We start from the raw sequence: 19,713 nt of genomic DNA on the forward strand, positions 1-19,713 counted from the left end.
GTCCGCGGCGCCGGGCGGGTTAGCGTGGCACTCGGTGGCCCGGACCCGCGGCCATCGTCGCACGGGGGGTCGGCGGTGGCAGCTGTGGGTGCGGGCCACCATTCGGCCACGAGCGCTCGGCGTGGCTTCGCGATACAGCCCCGCCGAGCGCTCGTTTCGTCAGTGGCCGCCCTGTTCCTTCAGCCGCGCGAATGCCTCGTCGACCAGGCTTTCGGCCTTGGCCCGGCCGTCCCAGCCGTCGACCTTGACCCACTTGCCCGGCTCCAGGTCCTTGTAGTGCTCGAAGAAGTGCTCGATCGCCTTGCGGTCGAATTCGCCGATGTCGGTGACGTCCTGGATGTGGTCCCAGCGCTTGTCACCGGCCGGTACCGCGACGATCTTCTCGTCGCCGCCGGCCTCGTCGCTCATCAGCAGCACGCCGACGGGACGAGCCTCCACGATCACGCCCGGGAAGACCGACTCCGGCAGCAGCACCAGGCAATCCAGCGGGTCGCCGTCGGAGCCGAGGCTGTTCTCGATGTAGCCGTAGTCGGCCGGGTAGACCATCGGCGTGTAGAGGTAGCGGTCCAGCCGCACCCGCCCGGTCTCGTGGTCGACCTCGTACTTGTTGCGCTGACCCTTGGGGATCTCGATGGTGACGTCGAACTCCACGTCATCTCCTTAGTCTGGTGCCTGTGTTCGATGGCCCGGCGCGCGCGCCGCGGGCTGCCGACTCGCCAGCTCGTTCGAGGGAACGCCGGCGAGGTGAGGATAGTGTGGTCGACGGGCGCACGGGTGCGGCAGGGGCCCGGCGGAACTCGCGCGAGGACCTCTGTCACGGGTGGATTAGGGAGACTGCGGTCAGGTGGTAGGTAACAACTTCGGCGAACCGGCCCCTCGGCGGCGCCGCGGCGTGTGGATCGGTGTGCTCACCGTGCTGGTGGTCGTGGTGGTGGCCGCCGCCGCGGTGTCGATCACGCTGCGGCCGTGGACCGCCGAGTTCCGGCACGGCGGGTTGCGCATCGGCGCCCTGCCCGCCCCGGTGACCCCGGTCCCGCAGCTGGTGGCGGCCGCACCGGCCGCGCCCGCGCCGACCACGCAGGGCCTGGCCGCGGCACTGGCGCCGGTGGTCGGCAGCCCCGATCTCGGCGCGTTCACCGCCTCGGTCAGCGATCCGGTCACTCGCACCGTGCTCTGGAGCGCCGATCCCGCGAAGCCGGTGATCCCGGCGTCCACGGCGAAGGTGCTCACCGCCGCGGCCGCGCTGCTGGTGGTGCCGCCGGATCACCGCGTCACCACCAAGGTGGTCGGCGGGTCGAGCCCGAACGAGCTGGTCCTGGTCGCCGGTGGCGATCCCACGCTGACCGCGCAGGCCGACGGCAAGGGGTACTACCAGGACGGGCCGCGGTTGTCGGATCTGGTGGCGCAGATTCGCGCGGCCGGGCGCACGGCCGACACGATCGTGGTGGACACCTCGGTCTTCACCGGCCCGGCGTGGCCGAAGGGCTGGGATCCGGCCGATATCGCGGGCGGGTCCTGGGCGCCGATCGAAGCGGTCATGATCGACGGCGGCCGGGTGGACCCGCTGGTCGAATACTCCCCTCGCACACCGACTCCCGCGCTCGACGCCGGTCGTCGCCTGGCGGCGGAACTGGGCCTGGACCCGGGCAGGGTGCGGCTGGGCCGTGCCCCGGCCGGAGCCACCGAGGTGGCCCGGGTACAGTCGGCGCCGCTGCGGGATCGCTTGCGCGAGATGATGATTCACTCCGACGACGTGCTGGCCGAGACGATCGGCCGGGAGATCGCGACGGTGACCGGCAACGAGCAGTCCTTCGCCGGAGCCGCCGCCGCGACGATAACCGCTCTGCAAGCCGCGGGTTTCGACACCACCGGATCGACCCTGCTCGACAACAGCGGCCTGTCCACCGACGACCGGATCCCGGCCCGCCTGCTCGACGGTGTCCTGATGGAAGCGGCGGCACCGCAGCCCGGGTCGGGTGACGGCGCCACCCGTCCGAGCGCGTCGGCCGTCCGGTCCGGTGACACCGCGACGACCGGCTCGCCGCTGGCCCCGCTGCTCGATTACCTGCCGGTCGCGGCGGGCACGGGTTCGCTGGCCTACCGGTTCGTCACGCCGCGCGACCACAGCGGCGCGGGGTTCGTCCGAGCGAAAACCGGAACTCTGTCGGTATCGAGCGCGTTGGCAGGGTATGTGCTGGACAGCGATGGCCGCGTGCTGACCTTCGCGTTGATGTCGAACGACCGGCCCCCCGAGGCCAGCCGCCCGGCATTGGACGCCATCGCCGCCACGCTGCGCAACTGTGGATGCTCCTGACGGGTGGTAAACGATGACCGGACCCGGTGATGCGGCCGCGGGCGATCGAGCCGCCGGCGACCAGACGCCCGAACGATCCGAACAGGTGGTGGTCGACGTCGAGTCCGGCCGAGTGCTGTCCGAGCCGCGACGCTTCTCGCTGTCCGGCGCGATCGACTGGCGGCTGGCCGCCCGGACCGGCTCCGCGCTGGTGCCCGCGGGCCCCCGTACCAGCCGCTATACCGCCGAACAGGTGGTCGACGAGCTGAGCCTGGCCGCCACGCGCGCCGAAGCGCCGGTGCGGGAGGTCAGCCTGCTGGCCGACGACCGTCCGGTGCCCGCGGCGCGGGTCGTGGACCGGCCGGGCTGGATCCGGGCGGCCGCCGATTCCATGTCGGAACTCACCGGCGGGCCGGAGGTCGCGGCGGGCCGCTTCACCGGCAAGCCCGCGGGTGTGCAGGCGGGCGCGATGCTGGCGTTCCTGTCCACGGCGATCCTCGGCCAGTACGACCCGTTCAGCGGGCCCGACGGGACGCTGCTGCTGGTGGCGCCGAACGTGGTGGCGGTGGAGCGCGCACTCGGGGTGTCGCCCAGCGACTTCCGCTTCTGGGTGTGCCTGCACGAGGTGACGCACCGGGTGCAGTTCTCGTCGGTGCCGTGGCTGGCCGACTACATGAAGCACAACGTCGAAGTCCTCGGTGACGTCGGCGACGAGCCGCTGGACCGGATGCTGTCGCGGTTGCTGGAACAGGTGCGGGAACGCCGTCGCGCCTCGAACGGCGACGGGCGCGAGGACGACGACCCCGCCAACCGCGGCGTCCTGGGGCTGCTGCGCGCGACCCAGGCGCCGGCGCAGCGGGAAGCGCTGGACCGGCTGCTGATGCTCGGCACCCTGCTCGAGGGCCACGCCGACCACGTGATGGACGCGGTCGGCCCGGCGGTGATCCCGTCGGTCGTGCAGATCCGCCAGGCGTTCGACCAGCGCCGCCGCCGTCCGGCGAATCCGTTGCAGCGGCTGCTGCGCGCGCTGCTGGGCGTGGACGCCAAGGTGGCCCAGTATGTGCGTGGCAAGGCGTTCGTCGACGAGGTGGTCGGCACGGTGGGCATGCAGCGCTTCAACACCGTGTGGACCGACGGCGACACGCTGCCCCGCCCCGACGAGATCAGCGACCCGCAACGCTGGATCACCAGGGTCCTGGGCTGACCGGGTCCGGCGCGGACGGCCCCGACAGCCGGGGACCGGTGCGGAGTGCTGCGGCGCGGCCTGGTACCACTCGGGAGGTGCGGTTGTTACCGGAAACCCCGGCCGCGCTGGAGCTGCGGCACGCGGTGCGTGGGTGGCTGCGGCGGTATGCGCCGGGTGCGGCGGTGGCGGTCGCGCTGTCGGGGGGTGCGGACTCGCTGGCCCTGACGGCGGCCGCGGTCGCCGAGGCCGAGGCGGTCGACGCGCTCGTCGTGGATCACGGCCTGCAGCGGGGTTCGGATCGCGTGGCGGCCGAGGCCGCGAGCGTGGCGCGCGCGGTGGGCTGCCGGTCGGCTCGGGTGCTCGGCGTCGAGGTGGGGACCGAGGGCGGGCTGGAGGCGGCGGCGCGCACGGCCCGCTACGCGGCCCTCGACGCGGCCCGCGCGGGCTCGCCGGTGTTGCTGGGACACACCCTCGACGACCAGGCCGAGACCGTCCTGCTGGGACTGGCCCGCGGTTCCGGCGCCCGATCCCTCAGGGGGATGGCCGAATTCGCCGATCCGTGGGGACGACCCCTGCTCGGGGTCCGGCGCTCCACCACCCGGCAGCTGTGCGCCGACCTCGGGCTCGACCCGCACGAGGATCCGCACAACAGCGCGCCCGAGTTCACCCGGGTGCGGCTGCGCACCGAGGTGCTGCCGCTGCTGGAGGAGGCGCTCGGCGGCGGTGTGGCGCCCGCCCTGGCCCGCACGGCCGAGCAACTGCGCGAGGACGGCGACCTGCTCGACGCGCTTGCCGAGCAGTTGCTGCAATCCGCGAGCGATGGCGCCGCGCTCTCGATCGAGACGCTTGCCACCGCACCGGTCGCGCTGCGCCGCCGCGCGATTCGCTCCTGGCTGCTGGCCGGTGGCGCAAAAGCGTTGACCGACAAGACATTACGGTCCGTCGATGCCCTGGTCACGGACTGGCGCGGGCAGGGCGGAGTGGCGGTCGGCGGCGGAAAGCCGGGGACCCGGTTGGTTGCCACGCGCGAACGTGGGAAGCTGTGCCTGGCGTTTGCACGACTTCAGTGAAGGGAAACCAGCGCACGTGTATGGGGACGACATCGCGTCGGTGCTGATCACCGAGGAACAGATCAAGGCGAAGGTCGACGAACTGGCCGCCCTGATCGGCAAGCGCTATCCCGCCGACGCCCCCGAGGGCGACCTGCTCCTGGTGGGCGTGCTGAAGGGCGCGATCTTCTTCATGACCGACCTGGCCCAGGCGCTGACCATTCCGACCCAGATGGAATTCATGGCGGTCTCCTCCTACGGTTCGTCCACGTCCTCGTCGGGCGTGGTGCGCATCCTCAAGGACCTGGACAAGGACATCGCGGGCCGCAACGTGCTGATCGTCGAGGACATCATCGACTCCGGGCTCACGCTGTCCTGGCTCAAGCGCAACCTGTCCAGCCGCAATCCGGCCTCGCTCGAGGTGGTCACGCTGCTGCGCAAGCCCGACGCGCTGCGTACCCAGGTCGACGTCGCGCACGTCGGCTTCGACATCCCGGACGAGTTCGTCGTCGGCTACGGGCTCGATTACGCCGAGCGCTACCGCGACCTGCCGTACATCGGCACCCTCGATCCCAAGGTGTACAGCGAGTAGAGGTGTGTCGTCGGCGTCGCGGGTTTACCGCGCCGCCGATCGGGGTGGCCTGGTCATGCTGGTGGTTTACCGGCTGCGGCTGAGGGCGCTTGCTGGCGTCTCCGAGTTCACGATCGTCAATGTGAGGAATATCACTCGCTGGTGCTCCTTTGCAGCTTGGGCCGGTCGGGCCATTGTTGCTGGCTGTGATGGCCTCATGGCGTCTCGGTGTCGCTCATGTGACATGACACGAACGTGGTCTGAGTTACTGCTGGTCGGCTGACCTGATGGGTGTCCAATTCGGTTGAAAATTGGATTGCCTGAGCGTTCGCGGAGCCGGATGTGCGTACGTTTTTCCTAGGCAATATGCTGTCAGTAACAAACTCAATGGCTGTTTCGCCGCCTCTTTTCATACTTTGAGGTTTGAACCAGCTGGATTTTCAAGACCGATTCTGATAGCAAGGGGCTATGGACCCGCATTTGCGCGACTTGCGGTACTTCGTTGCCGTCGCTGAGGAACTGCACTTCACCAACGCCGCTCAGCGGCTGCACATCGCTCAACCCACCCTCTCGCGGCAGATTCGCCAGCTCGAACGCCAGCTCGACGTGGTGCTGTTCGACCGGAACCAGCGCAGCGTCGCGCTGACGGTGGCCGGTAAGGAGCTGCTCGAGGGCGCGCGCAAGATTCTCGAACTCTGGGAAGTCACCAACGTCGCCCTGCAGGAGGCGGGCGAGGTGCTGCGCGTCGGAATTCAAAGCTCGATCGGGCGCGGCCTGATCGCCGATCTGGAGAGTGCCAGCGGACATCGGCTCGCGCTGCACTCGGCGTCGTGGACCGACCCGTCCAGCGGTCTGGCCGGACGGCAGGCGGACCTGGCGCTGATGTGGCTGCCGGTGCCCGATTCGGGTCGTTACCGCTGGCAGGTGCTGCGCACCGAGCCGCGCTGGGTGCTGTTGCCGGAGAACCACCCGCTGGCCGATCGGGAAACCATCGAGTTCACCGATCTGGCCGACGAGCCGTTCATCGCGATGCCGCAGGAGGCGGGCTCGGCCCGCGACTTCTGGCTCGGCAACGACGCCCGCGGCGGCAAGCAGCCGAAGATCGGCGGCGAGGCCGCGACGGCCGAGGAACGGCTGGAAGCGGTGAGTCTCGGGCTGGGGGTGTGCCTGCTCGCGGAGAACAACGTGCCGATGTACCGGTGGCCGGGGCTGACCGCGCGGCCGGTCACCGGGCTGCCTCCGTGCGAGCTGGCGGTGGCGTGGCGGGCCGACGACGATCGGCCGACGATCCTCGATTTCGCCAACCGCGTCATGGCCGGTGGGTTCGGGACCGCCGAGCAGGCTCAGGGCTGACCGGCGACCCGCCGCCACGGCCGCGCGGATTCGAGCTGGGCGGCCAGTCGCAGCAGCGTCGACTCGCTGCCCGGCGGCCCGGCGAGTTGCGCGGCCACCGGTGTGCCGGTGCGTGGATGCGTACCCATCGGCACGCTCAGGGCGGGCCAGCCCACCAGGTTCCACAGCGGGGTGAACGGCGCGAACCGCGCGTTCGTCCACACATTGGCGAACCAGCCGCGGCGGTGCCACTCGACCGCGCGGGGCGGTGGCGCGGCGAGGGTCGGGGTGATCACGACGTCGTGGTTGTCGAAGAAGTCCAGCAGCCGCGCCTCGATCCGATCGATCTGGCTCGGGCGCACCAGACCGCAGCGCAGCACCGCCCGGCCCAGCGCGAGATGGCGGCGGGTGCGCGGCTGTAGTCGCTCGGGATGTGGCACCGCGGCGGCTTCTCGTCCGGCATTGGCCACCCAGCGCAGGGCCAGCGCGGTGGTCGCGCCGGCGTAGGGCAGGGCGGTTTCCGACACGGTGTGCCCGGCCGTCGCCGCGGTCCGCGCGGCCGTGCGTGCTGCCGCGGCCCACTGCCGGTCCACCCGCAGCAGTGGCGACGGCGCACCGGCGGCCAGACCGATGCGCAGCGGGGCCGGGGTGTCGAGATCGGCCAGTGCGGGGCGGTCGGCCAGTACCGACAGCACCAGGGCGGCGTCGGCGACGGTGGTGGCCAGTACGCCGTTCTCCGTCATGCCGTCCCAGGAGTCCAGGCCGACCTCGGCGGGCACCACGCCGCGACCCGGTTTGATGCCGACCACGCCACAGCAGGCGGCCGGGATGCGGACCGATCCCAGGCCGTCGTTGCCGTGTGCGACCGGCACCAGCCCGGCGCCCACCGCGGCGCCCGAGCCGCCCGACGATCCACCCGCGCTGTAATGAATGTTCCAGGGGGAGCGCGTAATTCGCTCCGGAGTGTCGGTGACGCCCCACAGCCCGAACTCGGGCATCTCGGTCAGGCCGACGATCACCGCGCCCGCCGCGCGCAGCCGCCGCACCACCGGATGATCGGCGGTGGCCGGGCGGTCGTCGCCGGCTCGGGAACCGCCCCGGGTCACCTCGCCGGTGACGTCGATGTTGTTCTTGACCGCGATCGGCACACCGGCCAGCGGCAGCGCCTCGAGATCGGTCCGGTCGGCCAGTGCCCGCGCCTCGGCCCGCGCCTGCTCCGCGCGAACAATACTGAAAGCGTTGACTTTCGGATTTCCGCCGCGGATGCGGTCGAGGGCGGTCTCCAGAATCTGCTCGGGGCGCACCGCGCCGTCGCGCACCGCGGCCGCGACGGCGGTGGCCGTACTCGGGTCCGCGCCGGTCGTCTCGTTCGCATCCACCGGTACCTCCTGAGGGGCCCCGGTGCCGGCTTTCGGTGTCTGCTGGGAGGAATCCGCTGATGAGATGCCGTCGGCTAGGGCCGTGCCCTCGTTGTGCATGCTGTTTGCCCCCGTCGCGTCGTGGTCGAAATGGGGTGGTTGCGTGTTGACGCGCAAATTATCATTTCGGGCAACGCTCGGGGATGATGGTCTCGGGTGTGGCGGATTCTATCCGCCCCGCCGCCGACCGACCAGTGCGGAACCCGGTTCCGCGGCTGGCACGACAGGGTCCGGTTTCGATGGGTGCGGATATGGTTTTCAGTTCCGACTCCGGTGGTGGTTTCGGGCGTCCAACGGCCGGAATCGAATTCGGTGCGGTGACCGCCTTCGCGAGCGCGTGGGAGGCCGGTGCCCGGCCGCCCGAGATCGCCGACTACCTGCCCGATGCCCGCACCTTACGGCTGGACGCGCTGGTCGAACTCATCCGCATCGACATGCGGTACCGGTGGCTGCCCCGGTCGCCCGGCGCCGCGGTGACGGGCAAGCGGCTGCGCGAGTACTGCGCGGAATTCCCCGAGCTGGCGCCGGAAGGCATCCCGGCGCACCTGGTGTACGAGGAGTTCGTGATCCGCCGCCACAGCGGCGAGCGGGTGGATCCGCGGGACTGCCTGCGCGAGTATCCGGACCAGGCCGGACAGCTGCGCGAGTTGCTCAATGCCGACGACGAGGATCGCAGTACCCGCCGCGCCGAGGACCTCGACGCGACCGTGCGGCCGCCGGACGGGTCGGGGACGTGGGCGGGCGACCAAACCCGCACCACCACGGGTCTGGTCACCGAATCCGGCGGCTCGGCCGCGCGCGCCGATGCCTTGAGCCGCATCGAGATCGGTCAGCGCATCGATGATTTCGAGCTGCTGACCGCGCTGGGCAGCGGCGCCTTCGCGCGGGTGTTCCTGGCCCGCCAGCGCAGCCTGCAGCGGCTGGTGGCGGTGAAGATCTCCGCCGACCGCGGCACCGAACCGCAGACCCTCGCCCAGCTGGACCACGACTACATCGTGCGGGTCTTCGATCAGCGGCTGCTCGAGGAGTTCGACCCGGGCGCGGGCGCCGACCCGCGGGCACGGCGGCTGCGGCTGCTGTACATGCAGTTCCTGCCCGGCGGCACGCTGCTCGGAGTGCTGCGCTGGGTCCGAGCCACCCCGCCCGAACAGCGCAGCGGGCAGCTGCTGCTGGACGCGGTCGACGCGGCGATGGAGGAGAAGGGCGAGATCCGCCCCACCGACTCCAGCGTGCGCGACGAGCTGGCCGCGCTGTCGTGGCCGGAGACGGTGGCGTGGCTGGGCCGGCGGCTGGCCGAGGCGCTGTCCTACGCCGACACCCACGGTGTGCTGCACCGCGACGTGAAACCGGCCAATGTGCTGCTGACCGCCGAGGCGGTGCCCAAGCTGGCCGACTTCAACATCAGCTTCAGCCGGACCCTGGCCGGTACCAGTCCGGTCGCGTACTTCGGCGGGTCGCTGTCGTACATGTCGCCGGAACAGCTGGAGGCTTGTCATCCCGGCTATCGGCGCTCCGCCGACGACCTCGACACTCGCGCCGACATCTACTCCCTCGGTGTGGTGCTGTGGGAATTGCTGACCGGCGCAAAGCCTTTCGACGACGCCACGGCGGGCGAGGACGGCGACGTCACCACCCTCGGGCAGATGCTGGAGCGCCGCCGGGCGGGCGTGGATCCGGCTGCGCTGGAACAGATTCCGCCCGATTGCCCGGCCGCGCTGCGCCGCGTGCTGCTGACCTGCCTCGCCCCGGAACGCGAAAAGCGCTGGGCCAGTGGGAAGGAGCTGGCGCAGCAGTTGCAGCTGTGCCTGGACGAGCGGGCGCGGGATCTGGTGGATCCGCCGCCGGGCAGCTGGCGGCTGCGACTGCGGGCCTGGCGGGCGCCGGTGGCGGTACTGGCCATCGGGATCCCGAACGCCTTCGCCTCGCTGTACAACATCGAACACAACCAGTCGCTGATCGTGGACCGGCTCAGCGCGCCCTCGCAGCACACGTTCCTGCTGGTGACCGCCATCGTGAACGCGGTGTTCTTCCCGGCGGGCTCGGCGGCGCTGATCTACCTGTCCCGGCGGCTGATCACGGTGCCGCGCGGGCTGGCCGGGGGCCGGGAGTACGACCCGAAGGAGTTGGCGCGGGCGCGGGAGGACGCGCTGCTGTTGGGCGATCGCGCGGTCGTGGTGGCGTTCTCGCTGTGGGGGCTGGCCGCGTTCACCTTTCCGGTCGCGCTACGGCTGGCGACGGGCGAGGTCGGGATTCGGGCGGTGGTCCATTTCCTGTCCTCGGTCCTGGTGTGCGGGGCGATGGCGGTGGCGTACCCGTTCTTCCTGGTGACGTTCTACATGGTGCGGTGCATCTATCCGATGTTCCTGCGGCACGGCGATGTCAGCGCCGTCGACGCCCGGCGGCTCCGGCTGCTGGGCCGGCGGGCCACCAGATATCTGGCGGTGGCGGCGTCGGTGCCGCTGCTGGCCGTCGCCGGGGTGACATTCCTGCCGCCGGGCGACATTCCGAGTGTGGTGGTGGCGGTCCGGGTGCTGTGCGTGGGCGCGATCATCGCGTTCGTGGTGTCGTACGTGCTGTTCCGGTCGCTCGAGGCGGACCTGCGGGCGCTGGAGCGGGTGGTGGATCCGGTGGCGGCGCAGCACGATCACGAGATCGAGGAGCGCGAGTGAGGGTGCGGGCGCGGGTCCGTCGCGCGGCGGCCGCGCGCGGCGGCGGGGTGTCGCGGTGAGCGAGGCACCGGACGCGGCGGTGGCACGATTCGCCGCCGACTGGCAGGCCGCCCTGCGCGACGCGCGCGCCGAACCGCCGCCCCTGGCGCACTACGTGCCCGAGGGGCGCGTCATCCGCACCGCCGTACTGGCCGATCTGGTGCGCATCGACCTGCGCCAGCGCTGGCGGCGCACCCCCGCGGCCAAGCGAATGTCCGACTACCGCAAGGAGTTTCCCGAACTCACCACCAGCCCGCGATTCCTGGAGCTGGTATGCGAGGAGTACGCCCTGCGCAGCCGATACCAGCACACAACCGTCACGGCCTTCCTCGACGACTACCCCGAACTGGCGGCGGAACTCGCGCCCCTGCTCGAAGCCGCCGACGGCAATGGCGTGGATGCGAACGGGGAACATGCGGGGCCGGGTGTCGGATCGGAGGGTGGGGGCTTCGGTGTCGTGTCGGAGGGCGAGGGGCAGGGCGTTGTATCGGAGGGTGGGGGACCCGGTGTCGGTTCGGAGGGCGGGGGAACCTTTGTTGCAGCGGGTGGCGGTGGGGCGGCGGACGATGTTCGGCCGGGGCGGCGGCTGGACGACTTCGACCTGATTACCTTGATCGGCGGCACCGCTTACGCGAAAGTGTTTCTGGCGCGGCAGTATTCGATGCAGCGGCTGGTTGCGGTGCGGGTGGGGACGGTGGGCGGGCACGATGCGCGGACCGTGGCGCAGCTGGACCATCCCTACATCGTGCGGCTGTTCGACCAGCGGGTGATCGAGGGCGGAGCGGGCGAGCCGCTGCGGCTGGAGTACATGCAGTACCTGCCGGGCGGCAGCGTCGCGGACCTGTTGCGGCTGCGGCGATTCGAGGGCGGGCTCGGCGGTGGGGCACTGCTGTTGCGCTCGGTGGACGCGGTCATGGCGGCGCGCGGGGAGATCCGGCCCACCGACTCGACCGTGCGCGCGGAGATAGCGGCGCTGTCGTGGCCGGAAACCGTGGCGTGGGTGGGGAGTCGGCTGGCCGCGGCATTGGATTACTCGAGCTATCGGGGCGTGGCGCATCGCGATATCAAGCCGGAGAATGTGCTGTTCACCGCGGAGGGCATCCCCAAGCTGGCCGATTTCCGCGCCGACGCGCCGGAAATGGCGGCGGCCAGCGGTGATTCGGTCGCCTATCGCGCTCCGGAACAACTGGCATCGACGGGCGCGGCCGCACCCGACAGCCGTGCCGACATCTACTCGCTGGGCGCACTGCTGTGGGAACTGCTCACGGGCAGTTGGCCTTCCGACGCCGCCACCCCGCTACCGCCGGACACCCCGGCCACCCTCCGCCGAACGCTGCTGCGCTGCCTGGACCCGGACCCGCGGCGGCGCTGGCGATCCGGGGCCGACCTGGCCGGACAGCTGGAGCTGTGCCTGGACGCCCGAGCGCGCGACCTGGTGGATCCGCCCCCGGCGAGCCTGCGCTACCGGGCGCGCGCCTGGTGGCTGCCGATCACGACCGCCTGCGTCGGGCTACCGAACCTGCTGGCCAGCTTCTACAACATCCGGCTCAACGACAGCCTCGTCATCGACCGGCTGACCGCGGCGGACCAGGACCGGTACGCCACGGTCGGACTGATCAACAACCTCATCACGTTCCCGCTGGCGGCGCTGCTGATGGTGCTGCTGAGCAGACGCGCGCTGCTCGTGTCGCATCGGTTGCGCCGCCACGCCGAAGCCGACCCCACCGGCGACGCCGCGGGCGAGATCGACGTGCGGGAGCTCGCGGTGGCGCGGCGGCAGGTGCTGTCGCTCGGCGACCGGCTGGTGTGGGTGCCGTTCGGCATGTGGCTGCTCGCCGGAATCGCCTGGCCGGTGGCGGTGATGGCGATCGGCGTCACGCTGCCCGCACGCAACTTCGCGCACTTCTACACCGCGCAGGTTGTCTGTGCCGCGATCGCGCTGGCCTACCCGTTCTTCCTGGTCACGATGTACGCCGTGCGCTCGGTGTACCCGCAGCTGCTGGTCGCGGGCGCGGTGGGACCCGAGGACGGGCGGCAGCTGTGGGCGCTGGCCCGGCGCGCCAATTTCTATCTGGCCGCGGCGGCGTCGGTGCCGCTGCTCGGCGTCGCCGGTGCCACCCTGGTTCCCGGCGACCAGCTGTGGCAAGTGGTCGGACCGGTGCGTTTTCTGAGCGTCGGTGGCATCCTGGCATTCGTGCTGACCTACCGGATGTTCCGGCTGCTGGAGCGGGACCTGCGCGCGTTGGGGCGGGTCATCCCACGGAGCGCGCGGTGACGGCGCCGTTCGCGCGCATCGTGAGCCTGTCGCACGTGCACGACCCGGCGACGACGCCGCTGTACCCCGGCGACCCGGCCTTCACCGCCGAGACCGTGGCCACCATCGAGCGCGACGGGTACTTCCTGCGTCAGGTGCACCAGGCCGAGCACACCGGGACCCATTGGGGCGCACCGATTCACTTCGATCCGGCCGGAGCCGCCGCCGACGAGCTCGACCCCGAGGATCTGCTGCTTCCCGCCGTGCGGCTGGATGTGCGCGAGAAGTGTTCCGGCAACCGCGATTACGCGGTGACGGTGGCCGACCTGCGGGACTGGGAGCAGCGGCACGGGGCGATCCCGCCGGGCGCCGCGGTGATCGCCTGGACCGGCTGGGACGCCCTGTGGGGCACGCCCGATTTCCTCGGCGTGGGCGAATCCGAGGGCCACCAACCGGGTTTCGCGCCGGAGGCCGTGCACTGGCTGATCGACACCGGCCGGCTCGGCCACCGCGGGGCCCTGGGCATCGACACATTCGGCCCGGACCTCGGCGCCGACGACTCCTACACGGTCTCCAAGCTGCTGTACCGGCGGCACCGGATCAGTCTCGAATGCCTCGCCAACCTCGCCGATCTGCCCGAGACCGGCGCCTGGGTGCTGGCGGGCGGGGCGATCCACCGTGGCGGATCCGGCTCGCCCGCGGGCGTGTACGCGCTGATCCCGCGCTGATGTCGTTCGGGTCCTGTGGCGGGCGCGCACGGGTAGGGTCGGCGGATGGTCGGACGAGACGAGGTATCGCTGGAGGAGCTGGCGGCGCGGATCCTGGAACGGACCGGCGCGCGTGACGGACGGTTCGTGCTCGGTATCGCCGGTCCACCCGGGGCGGGTAAATCCACACTGGCCGGAGCCCTGCGAGACACCTTGAACGACCGGTGCGGAGCGGGGGTCGCCGAGGTGGCGCCGATGGACGGTTTCCACCTGACCAATGCCGAACTCCGGGCGGCGGGCGCGCTGGCTCGCAAAGGCGAGCCGGACACCTTCGATGTCCCCGCCTACCTGGACCGGCTGCGCAAACTGCGGGAAGCACCGGTGGGACAGCCGGTTTCGTGGCCCTCCTACGATCGGTCCCGGCACGAACCCGTCCCCGACGGCATCCTGTTCGACCGGCAGCGCATCGCGATCACCGAGGGCAACTACCTGCTGCTCGGCGCGACCGGATGGTCCGGATGGACCGGATGGTCGCAGGTGCGGCAGTATCTCGACGCGGCCTGGTATCTCGACGCGCCACCCGAACTGCTGCGAAAGCGGCTGCTGCGCCGCCATATTCGCGGCGGCAAGAGCGCGGAGGTCGCGCAGGCGAAGGTGGCGCGCAGCGATCTGCTGAACGCCGAGCTGGTAGCCGCCACCCGCGAGCGCGCGGAGCTGGTGCTGCGCGCGAGCGGGCGGCACTATCTCGTGCTCTGATCCGGCCGCGGGTGATGGCGCATCCATTCCCGGGTGCCGAGGTACGCGCACGATGCGGTCGCGACGGCCGCCGCGGCGCGCAGTGCGTCCGGAAACGATTGTCCGGCAGCGTAATAGTGGCAGAACGCGCCGTGCAGAATATCGCCCGCGCCGAGGGTGTCGACCGCCTGTGTGCGCGGAACGGCGATCTCGCCGACGTGCGCGGCCTCGGTTTCGCGCTCGCTGGGCGATCGGACCTGTTCGCGCGGCGTGGTGTGCGCGTGTTGTGCGGATTCGGCGTCCGGTCTCGCGGGGTGGTGATTCGACGCGATTTCGGAATATCGGATCGGCTTGTCGCCCTGGGTGATCGCGACCCGGTGTACGCCGCGGGCGTGCAGATCGTCGAAGACCTCGGCCGGCGTGCCGGAGGTTCCGGGCGGGGCGAAGGCGGCGGAGCAGATCGCGACGTCGACCAGCGGCAGCAGTTCGGCGTGGACCGAGCGCCAGCGTCCGGCGTCCAGCACCACGGTGATCCCGGATTCCCGTGCCGCGGCGGCGAATCCGAGGGCCGGCTCCGGGTAGTGGCCGTCGACCAGCACGACGGCGGCGTCGTGCAGCGACTCGAGCGCGCCGGGATCGAACGGTGCGGAGACGCGCGACCCGTCCAGCGACACGATGGTGCGTGTCCCGGATTCGGTAGCCACCACGATGGAGGACACCGGCGGCCGCTGGGTGCCCGCGGGCGTGACATCCACCGGCGCGACCCCGAACCGCTCGAGGTCGCGCCGGATCGCCTGTGCCAGTTGGTGTTCCCCGAGCGCGGTGATCAGCGCCGGGTCACGACCGGACAGGAAGGCGTAGGCCACCGCAGCGTTCGCCGCCGGACCGCCCGCGCCGAGGAACTGGTCCTCGGCCTGGGTCTTGCTGTCCTCGGCCGGGTACCGCCGCACCGCGTACGCGATATCGAGCGTCGCGAGCCCCACGAACACCGCCGTCGCCATGCCCGCGACGATAGCGAAACCGGGCTACTCCGTCCCCGTGCCCTCCGTGCCCGAACGCACCCGCTCCTCGTACGCCTTGCGCTCACTCGAGTCGACCTCATCGAGGAAGGCGTGCTGCGAGCCCAGCGCGCGGCCCAGCGCATCGCCGACGGACTGCGGCAGGAGGCCGAAGACCTGGGCGATCGTGCCCGCGACCGCGGTGACCCGGACCTTCGCCTTCGGCGCGACGAGCAGTTTGGCGATGGCGTCCGCGATCTCCTCGGGTTCGGCCGGACGCAGCAGCTTCGGCGGCGTCACCCCCGAACCCAGCTCCGTCTTCGTCAAGGTCGGCAGCACCGAGGAGAACGACACGCCAGTGCCCCGGTACTCCTCGCGCAGCGTGTCGGTGAAGCCGAGCACCGCGTGCTTGCTGGCGTTGTAGGTGGCCAGGCCGGGGATGTGGCTCTCGCCCGCCAGCGAGGCGATGTTGATGACGTGCCCGCTGCGCCGCGGCAACATCCGGGCCAGCGCCAGCTTCGAACCCAGCACCACGCCGTAGACGTTGATGTCGAGGATGCGGCGGGTCAGGGCGTCGGGCTCGTCGACCAGCTTGCCGGTCGGCATGATCCCGGCATTGTTGATCAGCACGTCGATCGGCCCCAGCTGCCGTTCCACCTCGTCGAGGAAGGTGCTGAACGACTGCTGGTCGGTGACGTCGAGGCGGCCGTAATGGTCGAAATCCTTCGCGGCCCCGGACTCTTTCACCGCCGTCTCGTCCACGTCGCCGATCGCGATCTTCGCCCCCAGTGACTGCAACCGGGTCGCCGTGGCCAGGCCGATGCCGCGCGCCCCGCCGGTGATGACGACGACCTTGCCGCGAATCTTTCCGAATTCCGTCACTTGCCCTTACCTTCCACGGTGTCGAGTACGTCCCGGATGCCCAGGCGCCGCATACCGCGCGCCCCGGCCGCGCGCATGGCACCCAGCGCGAAGCCGAGTTTCGCTGTGCTGTAGGGGAACCAGAACAGTTCCTTCTGCTGCGTCGGCAGCATCGGGGCGGTGACGGCCTGCTTACGGCAGTACTTGCGCACGCCGTCCGCGCCGCCCCAGCGGTAGCCGACACCCGACTGCTGCCAGCCGCCCATCGGCAGCGCGAAATTGAACAGGTTGGCGAACACGTCGTTGATGTTCACCGCGCCCGCGTTCAGTTGCCGGGCGATGCGTTCGCCGCGGGACTTGTCACCGGTCCACACCGATGCCGACAGCCCGTAGATCGAATCGTTCGCCAGCGCAACGGCTTCGGCCTCGTCGGCCACCTTCATCACCGGCAGTGTCGGGCCGAAGGTCTCCTCGGTCATGCAGGCCATGCCATGGTCGACACCTACCAGTACGGTCGGCTCGAAGAAGGTACCCACGCCGGTGGGTTTGCCGCCGGTGAGCACCTCGGCGCCCTTGGCCACCGCGTCCTCGACATGCCGCGACACGATGTCGCGCTGTGCCTCGTTGGCCAGAGCGCCTATGTCGTAACGGGATTCACGGCCGTCGGTGCCCTGGCGCAGCTCGCGCACGTGCTCGGTGAGCTTGGCGACGAACTCGTCGTACACCGGCTCCTCGACGTAGACCCGCTCCACCGAGATGCACACCTGGCCCGCGTTGAACAGTCCGCCGAACGCGATGCCGTAGGCGGCCCGGTCGATATCGGCGTCGGCGAGCACGATCGCGGGATCCTTGCCGCCGAGTTCCAGGCTGTAGGGGATGAGCCGGTCCACACAGGCGGCGGCGATCGCGCGACCGGTCCTGGTGGATCCGGTGAACTGCACGTAATCGACGGTATTCACCACGGCCGCACCGGTTTCCCCGGCGCCGGTCGCCACCGCGAGCACCGGCGGCGCGCCGATCTCCGCCCAGCCGCGCGCCAGCTCCAGCGCCGACAGCGGCGTCACCTCAGAGGGCTTCAGCAGCACCGCCGCGCCCGCGGCCAGCGCCGGGATCACGTCCAGCGCGGGCATGGCGAGCGGGAAGTTCCACGGCGTGATCACCCCGACCACCGGATACGGCCGGTACACGGTGGTCAGCCGCTTCACCCGGGCCAGGGGGCTGTGCGGCGAGGGGTGCTCGTCGGCGAGGAACTTCCCCGCGCGGCGCGCGTAGTAGCCGATCAGGTCCACCGCGAAGCTGGGATCGATGAGTGCGTCCACGCGGGGCTTGCCGGTCTCCGACTGGAGCACGTCGGCGAGGTGATCGGTGTTGTCGATCAGCCAGTCCTGCAGTTTCAGCAGCCAGCGCTTGCGGCCCTGGGCGCCGATCGCCTCCCACTCGGGCTGATACAGCCGCAGTTGCCGCACCTTCTCCGCGACCGCGTCGGGTGTGTCCACCGGTACCCGGCCGATCACCGTCCCGTTCGCGGGATTGCGGACCTCGATCTCGGTAGCCACCGATTTCGCGGGGGCTTCGCGCGGTGCCTGTTCGGCTGGGACTGTTTGTGCCGCAGCCTGTTCGGCTGGGGCTTCTTGCACCGCTTGTTCGGCTGGGGCTGTTTGTGCCGCTGCCGGTTCGGTGGGGGCTTCCCGCACCGCCTTGTCGGCGGGGGCTGTTTGTGCCGCTCCCGGTTCGGTGGGGGCTTCCCGCACCGCCTTGTCGGCCGGGACTGCTTGTGCCGCAGCCTTCTTCGCGGGCGCTTTCTTCGGCGCGGCCTTCTTCGCGGGTGCTTTCTTCGGTGTGGCCTTCTTCGCGGTGGCGCCCGTGGCTGCCTTCTTCGCGGGTGTGCCCTTCGCCGTCGCTTTCCCGGCCGGAGTTTTCGCGGCGGAGGTCGGCTCGGCCGCCGGGTCGTCCCCGGTAGATTTCCGGGCCGATGTCTTCCGGGCGGATCCGGCGGACTTGCGGGGTGGGCCCGCCTTGCCCGGTTCGGGCAGCGGGTCGGTGTTCGTCACGATCTGTTCTCCCACATGCGCTGCGTTGCGACTCTGTGAATCAGTTCACTGAACTATGATCGTGACACAATCCTCGAGCGAGTTCTTGGCTTCGACGGTCAATGACCGCGGGCAATTTTGTATTCAGGACACAAATTTCGGAGGTCTGTCGTGGCGGTCGGGCCACCCGACGTAGTGGTGCGGCAGTGGATCGCCGACTTCGTCGCCGAGACGCTGCGCAGCGACACCCTGGAACAGGTCGTCGACCGGCTCGACCTGGCGATCGTCCGGCGCGTGCCCGAACTCGCCGACCGCGACATGCGCCGGGACCTGCAGGCCAGCACCCGGGCCCACGCGCTGGCGGTCCTGGGCGGCCTCACCCAGGACAAACTGGACTATCCGGTGCCGCCGGAGGCGCACGCCTTCGCCCGCACCATCGCCCGGCGCGGCCACGACCTCCGCCTGCTGCTGCGGGTCTATCACGTCGGCCAGGAGGCGGTACTCGAATACATGACGGAGGTCCTCGAGGCGCGGCAACTGCCCCCGAACACCGAACGGGCGACCCTCCTGCGCCTGTTCGATCGGTCCACCCGCTGGATCAGCACCTCTATCGAGGCCCTGACCGACACCTTCATGGAAGAGCGCGAACGCGGCCTGCGCGCGGCGCTCAACCAGCGCACCGAAATCATCCGCGCGTTGCTGGCCGGTGAGGAGTTGGACGCCGACCAGGCCACCACCCGCCTGGGTTACCGGCTGGCGCAGCGGCACCTCGCCTGCGTGCTGTGGACGGAGGACGCCACCGGCGTACTCGCGGTCGCGGACGGGTCACCGGTCGCCCCCGGTGAGAGCGAAACCCTCGGCCTGCTGGAACGGATGGCCGCCCGGCTCGCGGCCGCGGTCGGCAACGGCGCGGTGCTCACGGTGCCGTCGGGAGCCGCCGCGCTGTGGTCGTGGATCGGAGTCGACGGCGACCCCGACCACCTACCCGCGGCATTCGACGCGGCGGCCACAGGTCTCGCCGTCCCCGCGGCCATCGAGACCTCGGTGCGGATCGCGGTCGGCACACCCGCCGACCACATCGCCGGTTTCCGCCGGAGTCACCGCGAAGCGGTTGCCGCCCGCCACGTGGCCGAACGCGCCGCTCACCCCGTCCCGCGTCTGCTGCGATACCCCGACGTGGAGGTCGCCTACCTGGCAGGCGCGGACGAGCCGGCGATGCGCGCCCTGATCGCCCGCGAACTAGGCCCCCTGGCGTCCCCCGACCTCAGCTCCGCCCGCCTCCGCCACACTCTGCACGCCTACCTCCGCTCCCACCGCAGCCCCGACGCCACCGCGAAAACCCTTGGCGTCCACAAGAACACAGTCCGCTACCGAATCCACCGAATAGAACAACTCCTGGGCCACCCGATAGCCTCCCGCACCCTCCAGCTGGAAATCGCCCTCGACTGCACAGCTATCTACGGCGTGTAACCGCAGGTCACTCCAGCGGCTCGTGCACCCTCGAGGTTTGCGTCTGTGGCCTGTGCGCTCTCGGGGTTCGCGTCTGCGGCCTGTGCGCTCTCGGGGCTTGC

The 19,713-nt window shown here is 70.8% G+C and carries 15 protein-coding genes; 10 read left to right on the forward strand and 5 right to left on the reverse strand.

The window, feature by feature from the left end; all coding sequences use genetic code 11:
* Positions 1–159 precede the first annotated feature (159 nt).
* The gene (ppa, locus tag NWFMUON74_RS02000; protein ID WP_187686310.1) at positions 160–651 is read right to left on the reverse strand and encodes an inorganic diphosphatase; all 492 of its coding nucleotides are present in this window, start codon (positions 649–651) and stop codon (positions 160–162) included.
* A gap of 193 nt (positions 652–844) precedes the next feature.
* Between ppa and NWFMUON74_RS02005 the strand changes: the two genes are divergently transcribed.
* The 5 genes from NWFMUON74_RS02005 (at position 845) to NWFMUON74_RS02025 (ending at position 6,452) form a co-directional block, all read left to right on the forward strand.
* Positions 845–2,314 carry a D-alanyl-D-alanine carboxypeptidase/D-alanyl-D-alanine-endopeptidase gene (locus tag NWFMUON74_RS02005; protein WP_425300694.1) on the forward strand — a complete coding sequence of 490 codons (1,470 nt, stop codon included), beginning with the start codon at positions 845–847 and terminating at the stop codon, positions 2,312–2,314.
* Between the two features lie 13 nt (positions 2,315–2,327).
* The gene (locus tag NWFMUON74_RS02010) at positions 2,328–3,497 is read left to right on the forward strand and encodes a zinc-dependent metalloprotease (protein WP_187686311.1); all 1,170 of its coding nucleotides are present in this window, start codon (positions 2,328–2,330) and stop codon (positions 3,495–3,497) included.
* Between the two features lie 77 nt (positions 3,498–3,574).
* Positions 3,575–4,549, forward strand: a complete 975-nt coding sequence (gene tilS, locus NWFMUON74_RS02015) for a tRNA lysidine(34) synthetase TilS (protein ID WP_187686312.1) — start codon at positions 3,575–3,577, stop codon at positions 4,547–4,549.
* Between the two features lie 16 nt (positions 4,550–4,565).
* Positions 4,566–5,120, forward strand: a complete 555-nt coding sequence (gene hpt, locus NWFMUON74_RS02020; protein ID WP_187686313.1) for a hypoxanthine phosphoribosyltransferase — start codon at positions 4,566–4,568, stop codon at positions 5,118–5,120.
* 447 nt (positions 5,121–5,567) lie between these two features.
* Positions 5,568–6,452 (forward strand): LysR family transcriptional regulator, encoded by an 885-nt coding sequence (locus tag NWFMUON74_RS02025; protein ID WP_187686314.1) that lies wholly within the window; start codon positions 5,568–5,570, stop codon positions 6,450–6,452.
* Here the strand turns inward: NWFMUON74_RS02025 and NWFMUON74_RS02030 are convergent.
* The gene (locus NWFMUON74_RS02030; protein WP_232110797.1) at positions 6,443–7,810 is read right to left on the reverse strand and encodes an amidase; all 1,368 of its coding nucleotides are present in this window, start codon (positions 7,808–7,810) and stop codon (positions 6,443–6,445) included. The genes NWFMUON74_RS02025 and NWFMUON74_RS02030 overlap by 10 nt on opposite strands.
* A 290-nt stretch (positions 7,811–8,100) precedes the next feature.
* Between NWFMUON74_RS02030 and NWFMUON74_RS02035 the strand changes: the two genes are divergently transcribed.
* From NWFMUON74_RS02035 to NWFMUON74_RS02050, 4 genes are read left to right on the forward strand one after another with little or no spacing between them, the layout of a single operon-like run.
* Positions 8,101–10,518: a serine/threonine-protein kinase gene (locus NWFMUON74_RS02035; RefSeq protein ID WP_187686315.1), complete on the forward strand. Its 2,418-nt coding sequence runs from the start codon at positions 8,101–8,103 to the stop codon at positions 10,516–10,518.
* A gap of 55 nt (positions 10,519–10,573) precedes the next feature.
* Positions 10,574–12,832, forward strand: coding sequence for a serine/threonine-protein kinase (locus NWFMUON74_RS36500; protein WP_269475313.1), 2,259 nt, complete (start codon positions 10,574–10,576; stop codon positions 12,830–12,832).
* Complete coding sequence (locus NWFMUON74_RS02045; protein ID WP_197986955.1) at positions 12,829–13,539, forward strand: cyclase family protein; 711 nt, start codon at positions 12,829–12,831, stop codon at positions 13,537–13,539. Before NWFMUON74_RS36500 ends, NWFMUON74_RS02045 begins: the two co-directional genes overlap by 4 nt.
* Positions 13,540–13,584: 45 nt before the next feature.
* Complete coding sequence (locus NWFMUON74_RS02050; protein WP_187686316.1) at positions 13,585–14,274, forward strand: nucleoside/nucleotide kinase family protein; 690 nt, start codon at positions 13,585–13,587, stop codon at positions 14,272–14,274.
* On the opposite strand, the gene NWFMUON74_RS02055 is transcribed toward NWFMUON74_RS02050, so the two are convergent.
* The 3 genes from NWFMUON74_RS02055 to NWFMUON74_RS02065 are packed head-to-tail and all read right to left on the reverse strand — an operon-like array spanning position 14,259 to position 17,668.
* Complete coding sequence (locus tag NWFMUON74_RS02055) at positions 14,259–15,254, reverse strand: PfkB family carbohydrate kinase (RefSeq protein ID WP_187686317.1); 996 nt, start codon at positions 15,252–15,254, stop codon at positions 14,259–14,261. The two genes, NWFMUON74_RS02050 and NWFMUON74_RS02055, sit on opposite strands and share 16 nt — an antisense overlap.
* Positions 15,255–15,278: 24 nt before the next feature.
* The gene (locus NWFMUON74_RS02060) at positions 15,279–16,133 is read right to left on the reverse strand and encodes an SDR family oxidoreductase (RefSeq protein ID WP_187686318.1); all 855 of its coding nucleotides are present in this window, start codon (positions 16,131–16,133) and stop codon (positions 15,279–15,281) included.
* Positions 16,130–17,668 (reverse strand): aldehyde dehydrogenase family protein, encoded by a 1,539-nt coding sequence (locus NWFMUON74_RS02065; RefSeq protein ID WP_280373918.1) that lies wholly within the window; start codon positions 17,666–17,668, stop codon positions 16,130–16,132. Before NWFMUON74_RS02065 ends, NWFMUON74_RS02060 begins: the two co-directional genes overlap by 4 nt.
* Before the next feature lie 645 nt (positions 17,669–18,313).
* Here NWFMUON74_RS02065 and NWFMUON74_RS02070 point away from each other — a divergent pair.
* Positions 18,314–19,612 (forward strand): PucR family transcriptional regulator, encoded by a 1,299-nt coding sequence (locus tag NWFMUON74_RS02070; protein ID WP_232110798.1) that lies wholly within the window; start codon positions 18,314–18,316, stop codon positions 19,610–19,612.
* Positions 19,613–19,713: the final 101 nt, after the last annotated feature.

This window comes from Nocardia wallacei (assembly GCF_014466955.1).
GTDB classification, from domain to species: Bacteria; Actinomycetota; Actinomycetes; order Mycobacteriales; family Mycobacteriaceae; genus Nocardia; species Nocardia wallacei.

Coding starts and splice junctions, on each gene's coding strand:
- NWFMUON74_RS02010 (WP_187686311.1), top strand. CDS start 2,328: ATGACCGGACCCGGTGATGCGGCCGCGGGCGATCGAGCCGCCGGCGAC.
- NWFMUON74_RS02050 (WP_187686316.1), top strand. CDS start 13,585: ATGGTCGGACGAGACGAGGTATCGCTGGAGGAGCTGGCGGCGCGGATC.
- NWFMUON74_RS02025 (WP_187686314.1), top strand. CDS start 5,568: ATGGACCCGCATTTGCGCGACTTGCGGTACTTCGTTGCCGTCGCTGAG.
- NWFMUON74_RS02035 (WP_187686315.1), top strand. CDS start 8,101: ATGGTTTTCAGTTCCGACTCCGGTGGTGGTTTCGGGCGTCCAACGGCC.
- NWFMUON74_RS02055 (WP_187686317.1), bottom strand. CDS start 15,254: ATGGCGACGGCGGTGTTCGTGGGGCTCGCGACGCTCGATATCGCGTAC.